Source organism: Nocardioides sp. NPDC057772 (genome assembly GCF_042798075.1).
Classification (GTDB): domain Bacteria; phylum Actinomycetota; class Actinomycetes; order Propionibacteriales; family Nocardioidaceae; genus Nocardioides.
This window is the reverse complement of the sequence record NZ_JBHVKN010000046.1, coordinates 1-20,537: the sequence shown is the minus strand read 5'-3', so window position 1 is coordinate 20,537 and position 20,537 is coordinate 1. Positions and strand designations below refer to the sequence as shown.

Sequence of the window (20,537 nt, the reverse complement as noted above, 5' to 3'; positions counted from 1 at the left end):
TCCATCTCCGACGAACGACACAGAAAGACGATGATGCCCACCACTCAGAACCCCATCCGCCAGGCGGACCGGCTCTACCACGACCTGCTCTCGCCCGCCGAGGCCCTCGAGGTCCGCGACCGCGTGCGGAAGATCGCCGCCGACGTGGTGGCACCCGCCGCACGTCAGATCGCCAACGGCGACGAGCGCGTCGACGGCTTCCCCCGCGAAGTCTTCGACGGCCTCGCTGCGGCAGACCTCTTCCGGGTGCCCTTCTCCGCCGAGGTCGGCGGCGAGGGGCTGGAGCACCCCGTCACCGCGACGGCGACGGCGATCGAGGAGCTGGCCTACCACTCCAGCAGCATCGCGGCCGTGTTCGACGTCCACTGCATCCTCGCCGGCAACGTGCTCACCCACGGCACCCCGGACCAGCAGCAGCGGTGGCTGCGGCCGGTGGCCGAGGGCAGCCTGGTCGGCGCCTTCGCGACCACCGAACCCGACGCCTCCTCCGACCTGAGCCCGCAGGCCGTGCAGACCGTCGCGGTCCGGCACGGCCACGCCTGGGTGCTCAACGGTCGCAAACGTTGGATCTCCAACTCCCCGGTCGCCGGGTTCATCGTCACCCTCGCACGCACCGAGGACCGACTGTCGATGTTCATCGTGGACACCTCGCTGCCCGGCGTACGGGTGGGTGAGCCGGACCGGAAGATGGGCAACCGTGGCCAGCTCACCGCCGACGTCTGGTTCGAGGATGTCGAGCTGACCGACGCCGACCTGCTCGGCGGCGCGCCCGGACAGGGACTTCGCCACGCACTCGCCACCCTCACCCTCGGCCGCATCGGCATCGCCGCCGCCGGCGTGGGGATGGCCCAGGCGGCCTTCGACCACGCCGTGGGCCACCTCGAGTCCCGGGAGGCGTTCGGTCGCAAGCTGGGCGCCAACCAGCACTGGCAGTTCCTGATGGCCGAGCGCGCCACCGAGATCGAGAACGCCCGCACCCTCTATCTCAAGGCGGCGCTGCGCCGGGACGCCGGCGAGATCTTCCCCGAGCCGGAGGCCTCGATGGCCAAGTTCTACGGCAGCAGACTCGCCGTCGACATGGCCCGCGACGCCATCCAGGTCTTCGGCGGTCTGGGCTTCGCCCGCGAGCTCAGCGCCGACGGCACCCCAGGACCGGTCGAGGCGATCTACCGCGACAGCAAGATCGGCGAGATCTACGAAGGCACCAACGAGATCCTCAAGTGGGTCGTCGCCCGCAGCATCTTCGGCAAGGAGATCACCGGATGAGCCTCGCAGGACGCACCATCCTCATGTCGGGAGGAAGCCGCGGTATCGGTCTGGCGATCGCCGTCGCGGCCGCGCGCCGCGGCGCCAACGTGGCCTTGCTGGCCAAGACCGACACCCCCGACCCCCGCCTGTCAGGCACCATCCACACCGCCGCCGCGGAGATCGAGGCCGCCGGCGGCGGCGCGCTCGCCGTCGTGGGCGACGTACGCGACGAAGGCTCCGTGGAGGGCGCCGTCCGGAAGGCCGTGGAGAGATTCGGCGGCATCGACGTCGTGGTCAACAACGCCTCCGCGCTGGCTGTGGACGGCACCGACACGCTGTCGATGAAGCGGTTCGACCTGATGACCGACATCCAGCTGCGCGGCACCTATCTGCTCACCAGCAAGGCCCTGCCGTACCTGCGCAAGGGCACCCACCCGCACATCCTCTCGCTCAGCCCGCCGCTCAACCTCTCCCCCGCCTGGCTCGGCGCCCACCCGGCGTACACGATGGCCAAGTACGGCATGACGCTGCTGACCCTCGGCTGGGCGGCCGAGTACGCGGATCACGGCGTGGCCGCCAACTGTCTGTGGCCGGAGACCTACATCGCCACCGATGCCGTACGGAACATCCTCGGCGGCGACGCCGCCCTGGAGCGGTCCCGCTCCCCTCAGATCGTCGCGGACGCAGCCGTGGCGATCCTCGAACGGCCCGTCGGCGAGTGCTCGGGCAACACGTTCCTCGACGTCGAGGTGCTCCGCGACGCCGGGGTCACCGATCTCTCCCCGTACGGCGGGACCGGAGACCTGGAGTACGACATCTTCATCGACGCACCCGCATCGTCCCGACCCACCGAGGAAGCACCATGCTGAACCTGTCGATCCTGCTCGAGGAATCCGCCCGCACGTATCCCGACCGCGACGCCCTGGTCCTCGGCTCCACGCGCCTGACCTACAGCCAGGTGGACGCCGCGGCGAACCAGGTCGCGAACCTGCTCGTCTCGCGGGGGATCGAGCCCGGCGACAAGGTCGCCCTGATGTGCCCCAACCTGCCGTACTTCTCGGTCGCCTACTACGGCATCCTCAAGGCGGGCGCCGTCGTGGTTCCGTTGAACGTGCTGCTCAAGGCGCGTGAGATCGCCTACCACCTCGACGACTCGGATGCGAAGGCGCTGTTCGCCTTCGAGGGCACACCAGAGCTGCCCATCGGCAGCGAGGCCAAGGCCGGCTTCGACGAGGTCGACGGATGTCGGGATCTCCTCGTCATCACCGGCGACCCCGCCGCGTCCTCGCCGATCGCGGACACCGAGACCTTCGCCCAGGCCGTGGCCAGCCAGCCGACCTCGTTCGAGACCATGGCCACGGACGAGGACGACACCGCGGTGATCCTCTACACCTCCGGCACGACCGGGCAGCCGAAGGGCGCCGAGCTGCGCCACCGCAACATGCGTGACAACGCGCTGGCGAGCAAGGACCTGTTCGGCTGCGACGTGACCCGGCCAGACACCTACCTGTGCGTGCTGCCGCTGTTCCACTCCTTCGGCCAGACGGTCATCCAGAACGGTGGCTTCGCCTTCGGCGGAACCGTCGTGATGCTGCCGCGGTTCGAGCCGGGCGCTGTGATCGAGACGATGCTGAGGGAGTCGGTGACCGTCTTCGCAGGAGTGCCGACGATGTACTGGGGACTGCTCGGTGCGCTCGAGGACGGCACCGAGGTCGATGCCCTGGCACAGAACCTTCGGATGGCGATCTCCGGGGGAGCCGCGCTTCCGGTCGAGATCCACCGCGAGGTCGAGGATCGGCTCGGCGTCTCGGTCGCCGAGGGATACGGCCTCTCCGAGACGTCGCCGGTCGCATCGTTCGCTCCGTATGGCGAACCGCCGCGCCCCGGCTCCATCGGCAAGCCGATCCCCGGCGTCTCGATGAAGCTGATCGACCCGGCCTCCTGGGCGGAGATCGAATGGTCTCCGGACGCGATCGGCGAGATCGCGATCAAGGGCCACAATGTGATGAAGGGCTACCACCGACGCGAGAAGGCGACCGCCGAGGTGATCGACGAGGACGGCTGGTTCCGCACCGGCGACCTCGCCCGACGCGACGCAGACGGCTACTACTACATCGTCGACCGGTCCAAGGACCTCATCATCAGGGGCGGCTTCAACGTCTACCCCCGCGAGGTCGAAGAGGTCCTGGTAACGCACCCGGACGTGAGCCTCGCCGCCGTCATCGGCGTACCGCACGAGAGTCACGGCGAGGAGGTCAAGGCGTTCGTGATCCTCAAGCCGGGCGCCACCCTCACCGAAGCGGACCTCGTCTCCTGGGCCAAGGCCGAGATGGCCTCGTACAAGTACCCGCGCCTCGTCGAGTTCGTCGACACCCTGCCGATGACCGCCACCGGGAAGATCCTCAAGCGCGAGCTGGCGCGGACGAGCCCCGCGTCGGGACCTACTGGCTCGCCGCGAGGTAGTCGCGAAGCCCGAGAGGCTCCCGCCCGGTGAGAGTCGCCACCGCGCTGCTCACGCCGTCGAGCTCCCCCGCTGCGATCGCGGTGTAGGTCGAGACCCAGGCGTCGTACTGCCAGTCGGGTGCCTCCCATCGGCGACGCGATGCATAGGCCTCCTCGATCGTCTCGTCGTGATAGCGCACCTCGCTCCCACGATGCTCGGAGAGGATGTCGGCGACCTCGCCCATGGTGAGCGCCTCGGGTCCGGTGAGGTCGTAGGTGAGCCCGCGGTGACGGTGCGGCGCGGTGAGCGTCGCCACCGCGGAGCGCGCCACGTCGGCCCGGGCGACCGGCGCGAAGCGGCCGTTGCCGGCCGGACCCCGGATGACGCCGTCCTCGCCGACCAGGGAAGGAAGGAAGTCGAGGTAGAAGTTGTCGCGCAGCAGGGTGTAGCCCATCCCGCTCGCCTTGATCCGTTCCTCGGTCGCGAAGTGGTCGCGCGCGAGCGTGAAGACGGCATCCGACGCTGCGCCGAAGAACGACGTGTAGACGATGTGCTCGACCCCGGCAGCAGCGGCGGCGTCCACGAAGGTGAGGTGCTGCTCCAGCCGGTCCGCCGACTCGGAGGCCGAGACCATGAGCACGGTCTGAACACCGTCGAGGGCCACCACCGCAGCCTCTCTGTCGCCGTAGGTCACGGCGAACGCATCGGCTCCGGGGACCTCGGGAGCCCTGGTGGTGTCACGAACAAGAAGACGAAGCGCGGCACGGGAGCCGCCGAGCGCCCGGGCGACGGCGCCTCCGACGAAGCCGGTGGCGCCGGTGACGGCGATGGTGGTCGTCATTTCATGTCGTCCCTGAGCGCGGCGAGGGCCTCGTCGGCGTGGATCTCGGCCTTGAGCATCCCCTCGACGACGGCCTTGATCCGGCCGTCGGCACCGATGGCGAAGGTCGTACGCTGCAGCGGTCCGAGCCTGCCGAGGAGGCTGGGCTTGACGCCGTAGAGGTCGGCAACCGATCCGGCGGGGTCGGCGAGCACGGGGTAGTCGAGGTCGTGGTTCGCGGCGAAGCCCGCCTGCTTCTCGACGCTGTCCTTGCTGATCCCGAGCCGCTGGGCACCGATGGCCTCGAATTCGGCGGCGAGGTCGCGGAAGTGGCACGCCTCCTTGGTGCACACCGGCGTCTCGGCGGCCGGGTAGAAGAACAGCACCACCGGACCTTTCTCGAGGAGCGGGGCGAGGGAGACGGACGTACCGTCCTGGGCGGGGAGCGTGAAGTCGGGCGCGACGGCACCGGTCTTGAGCGGCATGGCGTCAACCGTAGCGGAGCGAGTTCCGGCATTCCCGGGCACAGACGGGCCGGGAACGGCACTATGGCGGGCATGCCAGCCAGCCCATCCCTCCCGCTCGGGGTGCGCATCGGCTACGGCTCCGGATCCGTCGCCACCGGGACGTTCGGCACGATCCCGGGCCTGATGCTGCTCCCCTACCTGACCGACAGCCTCGGGATCGCCGCGCTCGCGGCCGGGTTCATCGTGTTCGCCCCGAAGGCGTGGGACGTCGTGCTCAACCCGATCGCCGGCCGGATCAGCGACCGGACCGTGGACCCGCGCGGCCCGAGACGGCCCTGGCTGCGGCGGGCCGGGCTCGCGCTGGCAGTGACGTTCGCGCTGTTGTTCGCCGCACCGTCGATGGCGACCGGGCTCGAGGCGCTCTGGGTGCTGGCGATGTTCCTGGCCTGCGCGACGGCCTACGCGTTCTTCCAGGTCCCCTACGTCGCGATGCCGGCCGAGCTGACCGAGTCCTACGACGAGCGCACCCGGCTGATGACCTGGCGGGTCGCGATCCTGGCGCTGACCATCCTGCTCGCCGGTGCCACCGCCCCGATGATCCGCGACGCCGTCGGCGGCCGCGACGGCTACCGCGTGATGGGCGTGGTGATGGCGGCGCTCATCCTGGTCGGGGTGCTCACCACGTACGCCGGCACCCGCCGGGCGCCGGTCCACACCGTCCAGCCCGGCCCGGGCGGATTGCGCGACCAGCTCCGGATCGTCGCGGCGGCGCCCGACTTCCGCCGACTGCTCGTCACGTTCGTGATCCAGGCCGTCGCCTTCGGCGCGATGCTGGCCGGGGTCGACTACCTCGCCACCGACGTGCTCGGCCGCACGGGCGCCGCCACCGTGCTGTTCGTCTGCTTCGTCGGCCCTGCGCTCCTGCTGACGCCCGCATGGGCAGCGCTGGGCGGCAGGATCGGCAAGAAGGCCGGATACGTCGCCGCTTCCCTCGTCCTCGCCGTCGGCGCGCTCCTCGCAGCGACCGCCCAGACCGCGCCGCTCGTGCTGGTCTATGCGGCGGTGGTGCTGGTCGGGGTCGGGTACGCCGGGTGCCAGGTGTTCCCGATGGCGATGCTCCCCGACGCGGCCGCCGTCGACGCCCGACGCAGCGGCTCGAGCCGGATCGGCGTCTACACCGGCGTCTGGACCGCCGGCGAGACCCTCGGGCTGGCGCTCGGCCCCGGTGTCTTCGCCGTCGTCCTCGCGCTGGGCGGCTACCGATCCTCGACCGGGACCGGGGTCGCCCAGCCCGACTCGGCCCTGACCGCCATCACGCTCGGCTTCTCCGTGCTGCCGGCGTTCCTGGTGCTCCTCAGCCTGCTGTGGCTGCGGCGCTACTCACTCACCGCCGACGACGTGGAAGGAACCGTGACCGTATGACAGACGCGCTCACCCAGCTCCGCGAGATGCAGTCCGCCGACCTGCCCGTGCACGGTGGCCGCACCCTCGCCTACGTCTACGACTCCGGCCTGCCCGACATCGACCGGATCGGCCGCGAGGCGGTGGCGGCCTACGCCGGCTCCAACGGCCTGGACCCGACCGCGTTCCCCAGCCTGCTGCGGATGGAGACCGAGGTGGTCGGCATGGCCGCCGACCTTCTCGACGCACCCGAGACCGTGGTCGGTACGGTCACCTCCGGTGGCACCGAGTCGGTCCTGCTCGCGGTGCAGACCGCACGCGACTCACGGCCCGGGATCGAGCGGCCCCGGATGGTGCTGCCGGCGACCGCGCACGCCGCCTTCCACAAGGCGGCGCACTACTTCGGGGTCGAGCCGGTGCTGGTGCCGGTCGGGCCCGACTGCCGGGCGGACCCGGCGGCGATGGCGGCGGCGATGGACGACCGCACCGTGCTGGTGGTCGCCTCGGCGCCGTCCTACGCGCACGGCGTCGTCGACCCGGTCGCCGCGATCGCGGCAGCCGCGGCCGAGCGCGGGATCCGCTGCCACGTCGACGCGTGCATCGGTGGATGGGTGCTGCCCTATGCGGCGCGGCTGGGCCGGGACGTACCGGCCTGGACGTTCGCCGTCGAGGGCGTCACCTCGATCTCCGTCGACCTGCACAAGTACGCCTACGCCCCCAAGGGCACCTCGATCCTCCTGCACCGCGCCCCGGAGCTGCGCCGGCCGCAGTTCTTCGCCTCGGCCGCCTGGCCGGGCTACACCATGCTCAACTCCACGATGCAGTCGACGAAGTCGGGCGGGCCGCTGGCCGGCGCCTGGGCGGTGATGCGCTCGCTCGGCGACGCCGGCTACGAGCGGCTCGCCCGCGATGTCTTCGAGGCCGTCGACCTCATCCGGGCGGGCATCGGCGAGATCCCCGAGCTCGACGTCGTCAGTAGCCCGGACTCCACGCTGATCGCGCTGACCACCGACGGCAGCTGCGACCCGTTCACGGTCTGCGACGAGATGGCCGCCCGTGGCTGGTACGTCCAGCCGCAGATGTCCTACGCCGGCTCCCCCGCCACGATCCACCTGTCGGTGAGCGCCGCGACCCTTCCTCACGTCGAGGAGCTGCTCGGAGCTCTGGGCGAGGCGATCGAGGCGGCCGTCGCCACCGGCCCGGTCGCCGTCGACCCCGGCGTTGCGGCCTTCATCGCGGAGCTCGATCCGCTGGACCTCTCGGACGACGACTTCGACGGACTGCTTCTCGCCGCCGGGCTCATCGGTGCCGACGAGCCCGACAGCGGACACAGCGACCTCGCGCTCCCGCAGCGGATGGCCGAGGTCAATGCGATGCTCGACGTGGCCACCCCTGCGATGCGCGAGGCCCTGCTCGTCGCTTTCCTGGACCGGCTGACCCGGCCTAGGCGGACTTGAGCCGACGCTTCCTCCTGGCCAGCATCAGGATCGCGCCGACCACGATCGCGGCGACGATGCCACCTCGGATCTGCACGTCCCGGGACCGGGCCGCCATCTGCGTACGCTCCTTGACCTCGTGGGCCTTCTCCTTCCCACGCGTCTTGACGTCCAGCCGAGCGGCGAGCTCGTCCAGGGTGTCGGCCATCTCGTGACGGGTCGTGTCGAGGTCGGCCTCCACGTCGGCGATGCTGTGGTCGCCCGCGTCGACGGGTCGGGTGGGGTTGTGCGTCATGGCGTCCTCCTCGCGATGCGGTCCTCGGCGCGACGGTGGTGCTTGACGGCTTCCATGTCACGCTTGAGGTTCTCGGTGGCGCGCTCGGGCTTCATCGGGACTCCCTCGGAGACCTGCTTCTTCCCGAACAGGGCGATGCCGCCGGCGATCGCCAGCAGGACGACTCCGACCAGCAGCGCGGCCAGCCAGGCGTCCATGACGAGCGCCAGGGCGAGAATCGCTGTGGCGATCAGGGCCCCGACACCGTAGAGCGCCACCAGGCCGGCGGCGCCGAGCGCCCCGGCCCCCTTGCCGGTGTGCTTGGCCTTCTCGGTCAGCTCGAGTCGGGCGAGCTCGAGCTCGCCTCGCACGAGGCTGGACATCTCGTCCGAGAGACGCGAGACCAGCTCACCCATCGATGCGTCGGTCTGGTGGTGAAGCGTCACGACTCCCACCCCCGCGGCATGTCGGTCACCGGGTCCGTGGTGGTCGGTCGCGGACCGCTCGGCGTCGTCTGCGGATACGACCTCGGCGAGGCCGGCGCAGCCGGCTCCGTCGGCGAAGTGGACCCCTTGGTGTCGCCGGGCATCTTGTCCTGGACGGTGTGCTTCGCGCTCGCCGCCTTCTCCTTGGCCACGAATCCCGCACGGTGTGCCTTGTCCTGCACCCGCGGGTCGTGCCACAGCTTCTGTGCCTTGGCAGCGATGGCGTCGTAGCGCTCGCGTCCAGCGCGGGCGCCGAGAACGTAGCCGATGCCAAAGGCAGTCATCAACGCTGGTTTCTTGAACATGTGCTCCTCCTCATCGCGTACAACTGGCCGGTACCCAGGCCTCGCGAAGTTAGACAGGGGTCACGCACACGGTGCCGATACCCGCGGCTCACCAGCGCCGCCGTAGCTGCCGCTGACGTGCACCAACGCGCCGCGGGCGTCCAGCGCCGCTGGCCCGAGAAGCGACTGGACGAGCTCGAGCATCGGCAGGTTGTCGGCCTGCACGTCGCCGGTGAGGACGTGGATGCCACGGCGGCTCGCCAGCGACGCTAGCTCACGCAGCATCCGCACCCCCAGGCCGCGGCCCTGCCAGGCGTCCTCCACGAGCACCGCCACCTCGGCGGCCGCCGGATCGTCGGCGCAACGGTGGTAGCGGGCCACGGCGATCACCTCGCCACCGGCGACCGCGACCAAGGCGTCGTGGTCGACGTGGTCGACATCGACGAGGTAGCGGCGGAGCTTGAGCGAGAGCCGCTTGATCGGGGCATGGAATCGCCGGTAGATGGTCTCCTCCGACAGGCGTCGCCACATGCGCTCGAAGGCGGCCAGGTCCTCGGACCGCACCGGTCGGGTGGCGACCGCCGGCATCGCGACAAGGCGTTCTGAGTTCATATTTCGAACTCTCCTCTCGGCATGCTGAGTTCGTCAAACGAATTCAGCGTCGTACGCTGGTCCCGTGATCACCGACGAGATCGACCGCACCCGATGCTCGGTCGCCGGCACCCTTGCGGTGGTCGGCGAGAAGTGGAGCCTGCTCGTGCTCCGCGAGGCCTTCCTGGGCGTACGCCGCTTCGCCGACCTCCAGCAGAACCTCGATGTCTCGCGCGCGGTGCTCACCGAGCGGCTGAACACCTTGGTCGACCAGGGCGTCCTCGCCAGGGCCCCCTACCACGCCGAGGGGCAGCGACAACGGCACGAGTACCGGCTGACCCAGAAGGGCCTCGACCTCTATCCGGCACTGGTCGCCCTGATGGAGTGGGGCGACCGCTACGTCGCCGACGCCCGGGGATCCGCACTCACGCTCGAGCACCGCGACTGCGGCGGCGAGGTGCACCTGAGCCTGACCTGCGAGGACGGCCACCGGCTCGGCGGCCCGCGGGAGGTCCGACCCGTCGCCCTTCCGGCCGCTTCCCGTTAGAGCGTGTCGCCCCGCTCGACGGGGTCGGCTGCCAGCAGGACGAGCGCGAGGTCGGCCAGCTGAGCCTCGAGGGCCTCGCGACTGGAGCGCGGCTGGTGCAGCGCCCAGTCGTAGACGATGGCGGTCACCGCGCCCACCAGAGCCAGCGCCGCGAAGCGCCAGTCGCGGTCGAGGATCTCGCCGCGGGCCACGGAGGCGGAGCACTCCGTGCGTACGACCTCGACGAGGGTCTCGCGATAGTCGAGCCGGAGCTTCTCGATCCGCGGGCTCGCGCCCATGATCTCGACGAAGGCGATCCGGGCGACGCGGGTGTCCTCGAGCATCGGGTCGAGATAGGCCAGCACCGCCGCCTGCACCCGGCGCGAGATCGGCTCGCCGGCGGTCGCCTTCAACGACTCCCCCACCCGCTCGTAGGAATCGGCGGTGATCCGGTCGTAGAGGTCGACGAAGAGATCCTCCTTGCCGGGATAGATCTCGTAGAAGTGCCGCGTGGACACCTTCGCGGCAGCACACACGCCCGGAATCGTGGTCGCCGCATATCCCTTGGTGCCGATGATCTCCGTGGCGGCACCCAGAAGCCGCTGACGCCGCTGGGCGTCGCGCTCCTCGTGGGTCAGCCCACCGTAGGAGCGGCCCTCCTGCGCCATCAGCCGGGCGACCCGACCGAGCAGGTGAACGTCGTGGCGTTTGCCGGGTCGAGCGCGTTCTCCACCATGTGCCACACGTTGGTGTCGTAGGCCTCGCCGATGTGACCGACCGGGTCGTAGGGACACACGTCCTGCACGTAGGTGTTGGTGACACCCGGCTCTCGCACGAACGAGGTCTCGGTGGGCGTGACCAGCTCGTCGTACCGCGACTGGATGATCGTGTACGTCACGCCCGGCTGCGCGATCGGCCCGTTCGTCAGGGTGCGCACCGCGCTGCCGTCGGTGACCAGCTGGGTGCAGGCCACGCAGCCGAAGGCGGTCAGGACCTGGCCGGCGAGCTCGGCGGCGCCCAGCGTCATGCCGAGCTGGTGGAGACCGGCGAAGGTCGTGCCGTGCACCGACATATTTGACGATGATCATTTTCAGATTGTCTCGGCGGGAGCCGGAGCCGCAGGCCTCTCGTCCCCGAGCCGGGCGGTCCACTCCCGCATCACCGCGGGGTCGGTGGGACGGGTGAGCAGGCTGACCACGACGTACGCCACCGCGCTGACGACGAGGCCCGCGTAGACGGGCTCGTTGGCGAGCACGTCGCCGACGACCGCCATGGTGCCCAGCGTGGCGACGGTCCCGGCGGCCATCGCGACCACCGCTCCCGCACCGGTCGCACGGCGCCACAGGAACCCGCCCAGGATCGGGACGAGCAGACCGCCGACGAGGATGTCGTAGGCAATCGTCAGTGCGGAGACGACGTCGCTGAGCAAGGAGGCGATGACCACGACGGCGATACCGATCGCGACGACGTAGATCCGGTTGGCGAGCACGTCGTGCTCGGGGTTCTCCGCCTCGTCCTGGACCCGCGCCGGCGTACGCCCGACCAACCGTGCCAGCAGCGGCTGCACGTCCGTGCGGGCCACGGTGGCCGTCGCGATCAGGGCCCCCGAGGCGGTCGACATCATCGCGGCCACCGCGGCGGCCAGCACCAGGCCGCTGATACCCGCTGGAAGGATCGACTCGGCGATCGTGGCGTAGACGTCGTTGCGGTCCTCGACGGTGACGAAGGTCGAGGCCGCGGCCCCGATCAACGCGCCGGCCACGCCGTAGACCAGGCAGTAGACACCAGAGGCGGTGCCACCCCAACGAGCCACCTGTGGGGAGCGGGCGGTGAAGACGCGCTGCCAGATGTCCTGCCCGATCAGCATGCCGAAGGTGTAGACGACGATGTAGGTGATGACGGTGCCGGTGCCGATCGCGCCGAGGTCGAAGACCGAGTCCGCGGCGCGCGCCTTGATCCCGTCCAGGCCGCCGGCGTGGTTCCAGGTGAACGGCAGGAGCAGGAGGAAGATGCCGATGGTCTGCAGCGTGAACTGCACCATGTCGGTCAGGGTGATCGACCACATCCCGCCGATGGTCGAGTAGATCACCACGATCACGCCGCCGATCAGCACCGAGACGACGCGGTCGGTGCCGAAGAGCACGTTGAACACCGTCGCGTACGCCATCGTGGAGGTGACCGCGAGCATCAGGGTGTAGGCCACCATGACCAGGCCCGAGGCGGCGGTGGCTCCGACGCCGTAGCGCAGCTCGAGCATCTGGGCCACGGTGAAGATCCGCAGCCGCTGGATCCGCCCGGCGAAGAAGAGACTCAGCGCGAGCACGCCGAGGGCGATCGCGGCCACCAGCCAGGCCCCGGAGATGCCGTACTCGTAGCCGAGCGCGACGCCGCCGACGGTCGAGGCACCACCGAGGACGAGCGCCGACATGGTGCCGGTGTAGAGCACCGGACCGAGCCGGCGTCCGGCGACGAGGAAGTCGGAGCTGTCGCTGGTGCGGGTCTTTCCCCACCAGCCGAAGGCGACCATGGCGGCGAGGTAGATGACGATGATGATGAGATCCATGGGGGGCTCCCGGTCGGTTTGGCAGGGTCAGGTGGAGGCGAACATGCGGAGGGTCGTCGGGAGGACCACCACCGCGGGGCCGCTGGTGGCGAAGGTGCCGGCGACGATGTCGCCGACGTTCTCGGGGGTCGCGGCATGCACGGGGATGCCGAATGCCTCGGCGAGGCGGACGAAGTCGGGACGGGCGAGCTCGGTGGCGGTGGCTTCGCCGAACGCGCCGGTCATGTATTCGCGCAGGATCCCGTAGCCGCCGTCGTCGATCACCAGCCAGGTGACGTCGGCGTCGTGCTGGCGGGCGGTGGCGAGCTCGGCGATGGAGTACATCGCGCCGCCGTCCCCCGAGACCGCGAACGTACGCCGACCGGTCCCGACCGCAGCTCCGATCGCAGCGGGGAAGCCGAGCCCGAGGCCACCGGAGGCCTGCGCCGTGTGGAAGCCGCCGGAGCGTGGGTCCCAGGCCGACCACGCCCAGTACGCCGCGATCGTCATGTCCCAGAACGTGTCCGCGTCGTCGGGCACCGCCGCGCGCAGGTCGGCGAGCAGTCGCTGCTCCTGGGCGAGGTCCTGGGCGTCGAGCCGCTTCTCGACTCGGGTGCGCAGGTCGCGGGCGACGGCGGCGCCGGACCGCGTGCTCGCGGAGCGTGAGCCGGCTTCGCCGAGCGCGGCAGCGAGGTCGGCCAGCGCCGCGCCGGCGTCGGCGTGGACGCCGAGGACGTCGTGGTTGGAGCCGAGCACCCGGGCCTCGGCGTCGACCTGGACGATCCGGCCCCGCGGGGCGAACGTGCCGTAGTTGCTGGTCACCTCGCCGAACGAGGTGCCGATCGCGAGCAGGACGTCGGCGTCCTCGAGCAGGTCGGTGGTGTGCCGGTCCTCGATCCACGCCCCGGCGCTCAACGGGTGCGCGAGCGGGATCGCTCCGTTGCCGCCCGAGGTCGAGACCACCGGCGCGTCGAGGAGCTCGGCGAGGGCGACCAGGGCTTCCGCGGCACCGGCGGAGCGGCGTACGCCTCCTCCGGCGAGGACCACCGGGCGCTCGGCCGCGGCGAGCAGCCGGGCTGCCTCCGCGGTGACCTCCGGCCGGGGCCGTCGCGGCGCGCGCACGGTCGCTTCGAGGCTCGTCACCGGTGGCACGGCGACCTCCTCGAGGAGCACGTCCTGCGGGATCTCGATCCAGACCGGACCGGCCGGCGCCTCCTGGGCGGTGGCCCACGCGTCGGCGAGGACTCCCGGGATCGCGGCCGCGTCCCGGACCACGGCGGTCGACTTCGTGACGTTGCGGGCGCTGGCCTGCTGGTCGTCGAGCTGGTGCAGGTAGCCCTTGCGCGCCCCGCCGAGCCCGTCGCGCGGGATCTGGCTGGTGATCATCAGGACCGGCACGCAGGCGGCGTACGCCTCCTGGAGCGCCCCCAGCGCGGTGAGCGCTCCCGGCCCGGTGGAGCAGAAGACCACCCCGACCTGACCGGTCGTCCGGGCGTACCCGTCGGCGGCGAAGACCGAGTTGTTCTCCACCCGGGAGGAGACGAAGGTCAGGTCGCTGCGGCGGATGGCGTCGAAGAGACCGAGGGCGTGCTGCCCCGGGATCCCGAACACGTGGGTCGCGCCGAGCGCCATCAGGCTCTCGACGGTGACGTCGCCGCCGTTGCGTCCGCTCATGCCTGCTCCGCGTGCCGCATCGCGAGCAGCGAGACCAGGTCGTAGGCCACGTGCGAAGCGGCGACTCCGGTCAGCTGGGCATGGTCGTACGCAGGAGCGACCTCGACCACGTCGGCGCCGATCAGGTTCAGGCCGGCGAAGCCGCGCAGGATCTCCAGCAGCTCCCGCGAGGTGAGCCCACCGGCCTCAGGGGTGCCGGTGCCGGGTGCGTGGGCCGGGTCGAGGACGTCGATGTCGACCGAGACGTAGACGGGACGGTTGCCGACCCGCTGCCGGAGCTTGTCGACGACCTCGTCGACGCCTTGGCGGAAGACGTCGGAGGAGGTGACGATGCCGAAGCCGAAGCGGCGGTCGTCCTCGAGGTCCTTCTTGCCGTAGAGCGGGCCGCGGGTGCCGACGTGGCTCAGCGCCTCGGTGTCGAGGATGCCCTCCTCGACCGCCCGCCGGAACGGGGTGCCGTGGGTGTACTCGGCACCGAAGTAGGTGTCCCAGGTGTCCAGGTGGGCGTCGAAGTGGATCAGCGCGACCGGGCCGTGCTGCTCGGCAGCGGCCCGCAGCAGCGGCAGCGCGATGGTGTGGTCACCGCCGATCGTCACCAGCCGGGCGCCGTCGGCGGTCAGGTCGAGCGCCGAGGCGTGCACGGTGTCGATCGCCTCGTCGATGTGGAACGGGTTGGCCGCGATGTCGCCCGCGTCGACCACCTGGGCCGAGGCGAACGGCGAGACGTCCAGCGCCGGGTTGTAGGGACGCAGCAGGCGCGAGGACTCCCGCACGTGCGCCGGACCGAAGCGGGCACCCGGGCGGTAGGAGACGCCGGTGTCGAACGGAACCCCGACGACCGCGATGTCGGCGTGCTCCACCTGGTCGAGGCGGGGCAGGCGCGCGAACGTCGCGAAGCCGGCGTAGCGAGGGTTCTTGGAGGCGTCGATGGGCCCGATGGGCATGGGGTGGTTCTCCTTGGTGGCGCGGATGGTGCGGATGGTGCGAGGGATCGGGGTCAGCCGACGACGGTGGCCGCGGCAGCGGGTCCGTCGTCGACCGAGGTCACCGGGTTGTTCGCCGGCGGGCCGGTGGGCACGAGCCGGGCCCCCTCGGGGCCGTAGGCGTCTCGCGGCTCGGGGAAGGCGAAGAGCAGGCCGAGGTAGAGCAGCGCGCCGAGCCCCATCCCGAGTGGGATGGAGATGTCGACGCCGCCGGGGACGAGCGGGGCGAGCGGGCCGACGAACTGGCCCGGGAGGTTCACAAAGGTCAGTGCGACGGCGGCCGCGATCAGCCAGGCGGCCAGGCCGCGCCAGTTCCAGCCGTGGGCGAACCAGTAGCGACCCCCACGCTGGCGGCGGTTGAAGACCTGCAGCGAGTCGGAGTCGTACCAGCCGCGCCGGACGGACCAGCCGATCATCATGACCATCATCCAGGGCACGGTGCAGCTGATGATGAGGACGGCGAAGGCGGAGATGCTGGAGACGACGTCGAAGACGAACCGGCCGATGAAGATGACCCCGATCGCGAAGACGCCGATCAGCACCGTGGACTGCACCCGGTTGAAGCGCGGGAAGACGCTGGAGAAGTCGAGCCCGGTCCCGTAGAGCGCGGTGGTGCCGGTCGACATGCCCCCGATGAGCGCGATCAGGGCGACCGGGGCGAAGTACCAGCCCGGCGCGATCGCGAGCAGCCCCGAGGCGTACGCGCCGGTCTCGAAGATCTCCGGCTCGCGGGTCGCGATGATCGTCATCGTGACCAGGCCGAAGCAGAACGGTACGAGAGTGGCGACCTGCGCCAGGAACGCGGCGGCCATGGAGGACCGCCCCGGGGTGTCCCGCGGGATGTAGCGGGCCCAGTCGCCCAAGAACGCGCCGAAGCTGACCGGGTTGGACATCACGATCAGCGCCGACCCGACGAAGGCGGCCCAGAAGCCGGGCTGACCGAACGCCTCCGAGCCGGAGCCGAACGCACCGGCATAGCCGGGGTCGAAGTCGCCGGCGAAGGCGAGGATGCCGAGCAGGAAGAGCAGCGTCGCGGCGACGACGGCGATCTTGTTGACCAGCAGCATGAACCGGAAGCCGTAGATGCACACGATCAGCACGAGCACGGCGAAGAGGCCGTAGGCCAGTGCGAGGGTCAGGTCGTTCTCCGGCAGCCCGACGGCACGGTGGGCGCCGCCGACGAGTACGTCGCCGGAGCTCCACACCGAGATCGAGAAGAACGCGAGGGCGGTGAGCAGAGACAGGAACGAGCCGACGATCCGGCCGTGCACGCCGAGGTGAGCCGAGGAGCTGACCGAGTTGCTGGTGCCGTTGCGCGGGCCGAACAGGGCCATCGGGGCGAGGACCAGGGCGCCGAGCAGCAGCCCGAGGAGCGTGGCCAGCAGCCCGTGGGCGAAGGAGAGGCCGAAGAGGATCGGGAAGCTGCCGAGCACGACCGTGGCGATGGTGTTGGCGCCACCGAAGGTGAGCCGGAACAGGTCGAGCGGGCGGGCGCTGCGCTCGGGGTCGGGGATCGGCTCGACGCCGTGCTGCTCGACCTCGGTGACCTTCGGCGGCTGTGGCTGCGTACTCATCACAGGCCCTCGCTCGGCTGGGCGGACAGGTGCTCGTGCACGGCGAGGAGGTCGCCGTCGACGAGGCGGAAGACGATCGTCTCCCGCTCACGGGTGGTCGTCGTGCGTCCGTTCGTCGAGGTCGTGGTGTCGACGTCGTGGGTGAGGATCGCGGTGTCGCCGTGGACCCGGACGACACGACCGGTGCTCCGGCAGGACTCGACGTGCCAGCCCTCGGCGACCCATGCGGCCCAGAGTCGCTGGTAGGCGGCGCGGTCGTCGAGGCGTCGAGGCTCGGTGTGGAAGACGAAGCTGGCCTCGGGGGCGAAGCAGGCGAAGTAGGCCGCGGTGTCGGTCGCGGCGAAGGCCGCGACGAGCCGGTCGGCGGCCGCATGGACCTGCGACTCGGTCAGCGTGGCTGATGGGACGGTGATCGTGGACACCGGGCCTCCTGGATCTGTGGGTCGGCCGAGATCTGCGTCACTTTAAGAGCATTCCGAGAGGCGCGGCAATCGTTTCGTTCTTAACCTGGCCGTAATAGGGATCGATATGCCGGTCATGTGCGACAGATCCGTCATAATGGCATCAGATCCCGCCCCCAGAGGATCGATCCGACCTTGGAGACGCTCCCAAAAAATGTCGAACGAATTCACGTCCGCCGTCCTCGACGACACCGATGAGGCAATCCTCGTCCTGCTCGAGGAGGACGGTCGCCTCACCCATCGTGAGATCGCCGCCCAGGTCGGCCTCTCCCGATCAGCGGCGGCCACCCGGGTCCAGCGGCTGCTGGCGGAGGGCCACATCGACGTCCGGGGAGTCGTTCATCCCGCGGTCCTCGGTCACGACGTGCTGGCGCACGTCTCGGTCACGGTGAACGGCTCCGCGAGCCACGTCGCGCAGGCGGCGGCCGCCCGCGAGGACACGACGCTGGTCTCGATGACCAGCGGCCACCACGCCCTGGTCCTGGAGATCCGGGCGAAGGACATCAGCCGGATCGACGACGCCCTCGCGGAGGTGCGCGCGATCGACGGCATCGTCACCACCGAGACACTGCTCTACACCGAGGTCATCCGCGACGTCGCCGCCCCGGTCGGCCCCGCACCCGCAGTTGGGTCGCTCGACGAGACCGACTACGCACTGCTGCGCGCACTGCAGGCGAACGGTCGCGCTTCCTTCGTCGACCTCGCCGCGAGCGTGGGCCTCTCCCCCGCCGGCACCCGCCGGCGGGTGGTCCGCCTTCTCGACGGCAACGTCGTCCGGGTCGGCGCGGTCGTGCGCCACTCGGGTCGGGAGCGGCGTACGGCGACCGGGATCGGGCTCCGTCTCGACGGAGCCGCCCACCGCCCGATCGCCGAGCAGCTCGCGACCCTTCCGTCGGTCACCTTCGTGGCCCGCACCCTGGGGCGCTACGACGCCCTGCTCACCGTGAACACCGCCACCTCCGGCGACCTGGTCGGGGTGCTCGACCACATCCGCGAGCTCGACGGCGTCCGCGAGGCCGAGACGTGGAGCCACCTCCGGTTCGTCAAGGAGACGTACGCGTCGCTGCGTCTGGGCGAGGGTGCCGTTGTGAACGCCTGATCAGGCCGTGGCGGACTCCGATGCCGGCTCCGATGCCGGCTCCGATGCGGGCTTCGACCCCGTCTCCGGCTCGTGGGCGTCGGTGAGCCTGCCGCCGGTCTTGCGCACCGCGATCGTGACGATGACGGCGGCGATGGCGAAGAGCAGGCCGTAGGCGGCCACGGACTCGGCCTCGAAGTTGCGCAGCAGCGTACGTCCGTTGGTGATCAGGATGATGCTGCCGACCAGGCCGCCGAGGATGGGCAGCGAGAGGTGCTTGACGAGGTAGGCGGCGAGCGGGGCCGCGACCACGCCGCCGATGAGGAGGCCACCGATGATCCGCCAGTCGAGCGCCTCTCCGGCCAGGCCGACCAGGAAGCCGACGCTCGCCGAGAGCGTGGTGACGAACTCGGCGGTGGAGACCGAGCCGATCACCTTGCGCGGGTGGAGGGTGCCGCTGGAGATGAGGGTCGGCGTGGTGACCGGGCCCCAGCCACCGCCACCGGTGGCGTCGATGAAGCCGCCGAACAGGCCCAGCGGGGCGAGCAGCCCGAGACCCGGGCGGCGGCCCGGGATGAAGACCGGCGGCTTGCCGAAGACGAAACGGGCGATGATGTAGACGCCCAGGACCAGCAGGATGCCGGCGACCCAGGGCGTGGCGCTCTCAGTGGAGATGCTGGAGAGCACCGTCGCGCCGGTGAAAGCGCCGATGCCGCCCGGCACCGCGATCTTGGCCACGACCTTCCAGTCGACGTTGCCCAGCCGCCAGTGGGAGACGCCGGAGGCCAACGTGGTGCCGACCTCCGCCAGGTGCACCGATGCCGAGGCGACCGCCGGGGCCACCCCCGTGGCGACCAGAAGTGTGCTGGAGGTGACGCCGTAGGCCATCCCCAGAGATCCGTCGACGGCCTGGGCTGCCAGACCGACGAGAGCGAAGATGATGAGCCGCTCCACGCGAACCTCCTGTGTGGGATGGAAGACCTTGAGATAGTCATGTAACTCGATTTACTATAAATGATCGAATCGACGGGCTCCGGGGGTGTCTCGGGGAGCAGGACGATGGCTCCGCTCGCGCGCTGGTCGACGTCTTCCTCGCTGGTCGAGCCGCCGGAGCCGGTAGGCGAGACCGACACGGTTCTCGTCTCCGGGAGGGCTCGGTTTGGCGGCTGTGTTTTCGGTTCAGGGTCGCCGCCGACCCGGTCTTTGAGTGTTTCTCGATCGGCCGCCGCGTCAAGGACGGGCTTCGCCCGCCGCTTCGCGGTGGCCTTCGGCCATCCTTGACCCGGCGCCCGATCGAGAAAGATTTCGCCTGTATCGGGGCGGCAGCGAGAGAGTGGCGCAGCACTCATGTGACTTGTTCGCTGACGGCATAACCTGGGGCTGACCAGCATAAATGGGTCGCGCCATGGCGCTGTTTCGCATATAATAAGACGCATGTACGAGACCATCGACTGCCTCCTCGACGGGCCACCTCCCGGTGCGTCCGAGCATGAGTTGGTCGACTGGATCACGCGTCTGGAAGCGGTCAAGTGTCGCGCGGAAGCGGTACAGGCAGAAGCAGCCGTATGTCTCGAGGAAGCCGCTCGGGCACGCCAATCCGCGGCCGGTGTCCCGGCCCGGAAACTCGGCGAAGGGGTCGCCTCGCAAGTCGCGTTGGCGCGCCGGGTTTCCCCCGCTCGGGGTGCGAAGCTGCTCGGGTTGGCGAAGGTTCTGATCGCGGAGATGCCGCACACCTTCGCGTTGATGAAGGCTGGGTTGTTCTCGCAGTGGCAGGCCACCGTCCTGGCCCGCGAGACCGCTTGCCTGTCCCTCGACGACCGTCGGGTCATCGACCACGAGCTCTGTGCCCCGGGACCGGGCGGTGAACCGGCCCGCGCGGTGGTGATGGGGCTGCGGCAGCTCGAGAACGCCGCCAAGAAGCTCGCCATCACCCTCGACCAAACCTCCGTCGTCGCCCGCGCCGCCAACGCAGCCAAGGACCGGCGGGTCGGCCTGCGGCCGGCACCGGACACCATGACCTGGCTCGGTGCCCTGTTGCCGGTCAAGGACGGCGTCGCGGTGTTCGCGGCCCTCGACCAGGCTGCCAACGCCGCCCGCGCGGCTGGTGATGAGCGGTCCCGGGGTCAGGTCATGGCCGACACCCTCGTCGACCGGGTCACCGGCCGCAGCAGTGCCGGGGCGATGCCGCGGATCGAGGTCAAGGTCGTGATGACCGCCGACTCGCTCGCCAATGACAGTGACCAGCCGGCG

22 protein-coding genes are annotated in these 20,537 nt (G+C 70.4%); 8 read left to right on the top strand and 14 right to left on the bottom strand.

The genetic code is table 11. The features are described 5' to 3' along the window. Positions 1-33 precede the first annotated feature (33 nt). Genes ACFVJS_RS10740 through ACFVJS_RS10730 form a run of 3 tightly spaced genes read left to right on the top strand, consistent with a single transcriptional unit; the run spans position 34 to position 3,742 of the window. The gene (locus ACFVJS_RS10740) at positions 34-1,266 is read left to right on the top strand and encodes an acyl-CoA dehydrogenase family protein (RefSeq protein ID WP_378879305.1); all 1,233 of its coding nucleotides are present in this window, start codon (positions 34-36) and stop codon (positions 1,264-1,266) included. Further along, a complete protein-coding gene (locus ACFVJS_RS10735; RefSeq protein ID WP_378879302.1) occupies positions 1,263-2,117 on the top strand; it encodes an SDR family oxidoreductase in 855 nt (284 codons plus the stop codon). The genes ACFVJS_RS10740 and ACFVJS_RS10735 overlap by 4 nt, the downstream gene beginning before the upstream one ends. Beyond that, entirely contained in the window at positions 2,111-3,742 is a 1,632-nt protein-coding gene (locus ACFVJS_RS10730; RefSeq protein ID WP_378879299.1) for a long-chain fatty acid--CoA ligase, read from the top strand. Before ACFVJS_RS10735 ends, ACFVJS_RS10730 begins: the two co-directional genes overlap by 7 nt. Here the strand turns inward: ACFVJS_RS10730 and ACFVJS_RS10725 are convergent. Continuing rightward, a complete protein-coding gene (locus ACFVJS_RS10725; protein WP_378879296.1) occupies positions 3,690-4,532 on the bottom strand; it encodes an SDR family oxidoreductase in 843 nt (280 codons plus the stop codon). The two genes, ACFVJS_RS10730 and ACFVJS_RS10725, sit on opposite strands and share 53 nt — an antisense overlap. Beyond that, entirely contained in the window at positions 4,529-4,996 is a 468-nt protein-coding gene (locus ACFVJS_RS10720; protein ID WP_378879293.1) for a peroxiredoxin, read from the bottom strand. Before ACFVJS_RS10720 ends, ACFVJS_RS10725 begins: the two co-directional genes overlap by 4 nt. Before the next feature lie 72 nt (positions 4,997-5,068). On the opposite strand from ACFVJS_RS10720, the gene ACFVJS_RS10715 reads away from it, so the two are divergent. Beyond that, a complete protein-coding gene (locus ACFVJS_RS10715; protein ID WP_378879290.1) occupies positions 5,069-6,400 on the top strand; it encodes an MFS transporter in 1,332 nt (443 codons plus the stop codon). Next, positions 6,397-7,836, top strand: a complete 1,440-nt coding sequence (locus ACFVJS_RS10710) for a pyridoxal phosphate-dependent decarboxylase family protein (RefSeq protein WP_378879287.1) — start codon at positions 6,397-6,399, stop codon at positions 7,834-7,836. Before ACFVJS_RS10715 ends, ACFVJS_RS10710 begins: the two co-directional genes overlap by 4 nt. Here ACFVJS_RS10710 and ACFVJS_RS10705 read toward each other — a convergent pair. From ACFVJS_RS10705 to ACFVJS_RS10690, 4 genes are read right to left on the bottom strand one after another with little or no spacing between them, the layout of a single operon-like run. Further along, a complete protein-coding gene (locus ACFVJS_RS10705; protein ID WP_378879285.1) occupies positions 7,823-8,110 on the bottom strand; it encodes a DUF3618 domain-containing protein in 288 nt (95 codons plus the stop codon). The two genes, ACFVJS_RS10710 and ACFVJS_RS10705, sit on opposite strands and share 14 nt — an antisense overlap. Then, positions 8,107-8,535: a phage holin family protein gene (locus tag ACFVJS_RS10700; RefSeq protein WP_378879282.1), complete on the bottom strand. Its 429-nt coding sequence runs from the start codon at positions 8,533-8,535 to the stop codon at positions 8,107-8,109. The genes ACFVJS_RS10705 and ACFVJS_RS10700 overlap by 4 nt, the downstream gene beginning before the upstream one ends. Beyond that, entirely contained in the window at positions 8,532-8,879 is a 348-nt protein-coding gene (locus ACFVJS_RS10695; RefSeq protein WP_378879279.1) for a hypothetical protein, read from the bottom strand. The genes ACFVJS_RS10700 and ACFVJS_RS10695 overlap by 4 nt, the downstream gene beginning before the upstream one ends. Positions 8,880-8,939: 60 nt before the next feature. Continuing rightward, positions 8,940-9,470 (bottom strand): GNAT family N-acetyltransferase, encoded by a 531-nt coding sequence (locus tag ACFVJS_RS10690; protein WP_378879276.1) that lies wholly within the window; start codon positions 9,468-9,470, stop codon positions 8,940-8,942. Positions 9,471-9,534: 64 nt separating this feature from the next. Between ACFVJS_RS10690 and ACFVJS_RS10685 the strand changes: the two genes are divergently transcribed. Next, positions 9,535-9,996: a winged helix-turn-helix transcriptional regulator gene (locus ACFVJS_RS10685; RefSeq protein WP_378879274.1), complete on the top strand. Its 462-nt coding sequence runs from the start codon at positions 9,535-9,537 to the stop codon at positions 9,994-9,996. Here the strand turns inward: ACFVJS_RS10685 and ACFVJS_RS10680 are convergent. From ACFVJS_RS10680 to ACFVJS_RS10650, 7 genes are read right to left on the bottom strand one after another with little or no spacing between them, the layout of a single operon-like run. Next, the gene (locus ACFVJS_RS10680; RefSeq protein WP_378879272.1) at positions 9,993-10,643 is read right to left on the bottom strand and encodes a TetR/AcrR family transcriptional regulator; all 651 of its coding nucleotides are present in this window, start codon (positions 10,641-10,643) and stop codon (positions 9,993-9,995) included. The genes ACFVJS_RS10685 and ACFVJS_RS10680 overlap by 4 nt on opposite strands. Further along, the gene (locus tag ACFVJS_RS10675) at positions 10,643-11,041 is read right to left on the bottom strand and encodes a hypothetical protein (RefSeq protein WP_378879269.1); all 399 of its coding nucleotides are present in this window, start codon (positions 11,039-11,041) and stop codon (positions 10,643-10,645) included. The genes ACFVJS_RS10680 and ACFVJS_RS10675 overlap by 1 nt, the downstream gene beginning before the upstream one ends. Positions 11,042-11,065: 24 nt before the next feature. Then, positions 11,066-12,538, bottom strand: a complete 1,473-nt coding sequence (locus ACFVJS_RS10670) for a sodium:solute symporter (protein ID WP_378879266.1) — start codon at positions 12,536-12,538, stop codon at positions 11,066-11,068. A 27-nt stretch (positions 12,539-12,565) separates the two neighbouring features. Next, a complete protein-coding gene (locus ACFVJS_RS10665) occupies positions 12,566-14,191 on the bottom strand; it encodes a thiamine pyrophosphate-binding protein (protein ID WP_378879263.1) in 1,626 nt (541 codons plus the stop codon). Further along, positions 14,188-15,135 carry an agmatinase gene (gene speB / locus ACFVJS_RS10660; protein ID WP_165112503.1) on the bottom strand — a complete coding sequence of 316 codons (948 nt, stop codon included), beginning with the start codon at positions 15,133-15,135 and terminating at the stop codon, positions 14,188-14,190. The genes ACFVJS_RS10665 and speB overlap by 4 nt, the downstream gene beginning before the upstream one ends. A gap of 53 nt (positions 15,136-15,188) precedes the next feature. Next, positions 15,189-16,748, bottom strand: a complete 1,560-nt coding sequence (locus ACFVJS_RS10655; RefSeq protein WP_378879260.1) for a purine-cytosine permease family protein — start codon at positions 16,746-16,748, stop codon at positions 15,189-15,191. Further along, positions 16,748-17,170: a nuclear transport factor 2 family protein gene (locus tag ACFVJS_RS10650; RefSeq protein WP_378879258.1), complete on the bottom strand. Its 423-nt coding sequence runs from the start codon at positions 17,168-17,170 to the stop codon at positions 16,748-16,750. The genes ACFVJS_RS10655 and ACFVJS_RS10650 overlap by 1 nt, the downstream gene beginning before the upstream one ends. A gap of 193 nt (positions 17,171-17,363) precedes the next feature. On the opposite strand from ACFVJS_RS10650, the gene ACFVJS_RS10645 reads away from it, so the two are divergent. Continuing rightward, positions 17,364-18,308, top strand: coding sequence for an Lrp/AsnC family transcriptional regulator (locus tag ACFVJS_RS10645; RefSeq protein ID WP_378879256.1), 945 nt, complete (start codon positions 17,364-17,366; stop codon positions 18,306-18,308). Here the strand turns inward: ACFVJS_RS10645 and ACFVJS_RS10640 are convergent, their stop codons facing one another. Continuing rightward, entirely contained in the window at positions 18,309-19,241 is a 933-nt protein-coding gene (locus tag ACFVJS_RS10640) for a sulfite exporter TauE/SafE family protein (RefSeq protein ID WP_378879253.1), read from the bottom strand. Positions 19,242-19,721: 480 nt separating this feature from the next. Between ACFVJS_RS10640 and ACFVJS_RS10635 the strand changes: the two genes are divergently transcribed. Beyond that, a partial coding sequence (locus tag ACFVJS_RS10635; RefSeq protein ID WP_378879250.1) for a DUF222 domain-containing protein occupies positions 19,722-20,537 on the top strand: 816 nt, incomplete at its 3' end.

What these genes read in the sequence shown, in the direction of transcription:
- ACFVJS_RS10740 (WP_378879305.1), top strand. Translation starts at nt 34, where the DNA reads ATGCCCACCACTCAGAACCCCATCCGCCAGGCGGACCGGCTCTACCAC.
- ACFVJS_RS10735 (WP_378879302.1), top strand. Translation starts at nt 1,263, where the DNA reads ATGAGCCTCGCAGGACGCACCATCCTCATGTCGGGAGGAAGCCGCGGT.
- ACFVJS_RS10730 (WP_378879299.1), top strand. Translation starts at nt 2,111, where the DNA reads ATGCTGAACCTGTCGATCCTGCTCGAGGAATCCGCCCGCACGTATCCC.
- ACFVJS_RS10725 (WP_378879296.1), bottom strand. Translation starts at nt 4,532, where the DNA reads ATGACGACCACCATCGCCGTCACCGGCGCCACCGGCTTCGTCGGAGGC.
- ACFVJS_RS10720 (WP_378879293.1), bottom strand. Translation starts at nt 4,996, where the DNA reads ATGCCGCTCAAGACCGGTGCCGTCGCGCCCGACTTCACGCTCCCCGCC.
- ACFVJS_RS10715 (WP_378879290.1), top strand. Translation starts at nt 5,069, where the DNA reads ATGCCAGCCAGCCCATCCCTCCCGCTCGGGGTGCGCATCGGCTACGGC.
- ACFVJS_RS10710 (WP_378879287.1), top strand. Translation starts at nt 6,397, where the DNA reads ATGACAGACGCGCTCACCCAGCTCCGCGAGATGCAGTCCGCCGACCTG.
- ACFVJS_RS10705 (WP_378879285.1), bottom strand. Translation starts at nt 8,110, where the DNA reads ATGACGCACAACCCCACCCGACCCGTCGACGCGGGCGACCACAGCATC.
- ACFVJS_RS10695 (WP_378879279.1), bottom strand. Translation starts at nt 8,879, where the DNA reads ATGTTCAAGAAACCAGCGTTGATGACTGCCTTTGGCATCGGCTACGTT.
- ACFVJS_RS10690 (WP_378879276.1), bottom strand. Translation starts at nt 9,470, where the DNA reads ATGAACTCAGAACGCCTTGTCGCGATGCCGGCGGTCGCCACCCGACCG.
- ACFVJS_RS10680 (WP_378879272.1), bottom strand. Translation starts at nt 10,643, where the DNA reads ATGGCGCAGGAGGGCCGCTCCTACGGTGGGCTGACCCACGAGGAGCGC.
- ACFVJS_RS10670 (WP_378879266.1), bottom strand. Translation starts at nt 12,538, where the DNA reads ATGGATCTCATCATCATCGTCATCTACCTCGCCGCCATGGTCGCCTTC.
- ACFVJS_RS10665 (WP_378879263.1), bottom strand. Translation starts at nt 14,191, where the DNA reads ATGAGCGGACGCAACGGCGGCGACGTCACCGTCGAGAGCCTGATGGCG.
- speB (WP_165112503.1), bottom strand. Translation starts at nt 15,135, where the DNA reads ATGCCCATCGGGCCCATCGACGCCTCCAAGAACCCTCGCTACGCCGGC.
- ACFVJS_RS10655 (WP_378879260.1), bottom strand. Translation starts at nt 16,748, where the DNA reads ATGAGTACGCAGCCACAGCCGCCGAAGGTCACCGAGGTCGAGCAGCAC.
- ACFVJS_RS10645 (WP_378879256.1), top strand. Translation starts at nt 17,364, where the DNA reads ATGTCGAACGAATTCACGTCCGCCGTCCTCGACGACACCGATGAGGCA.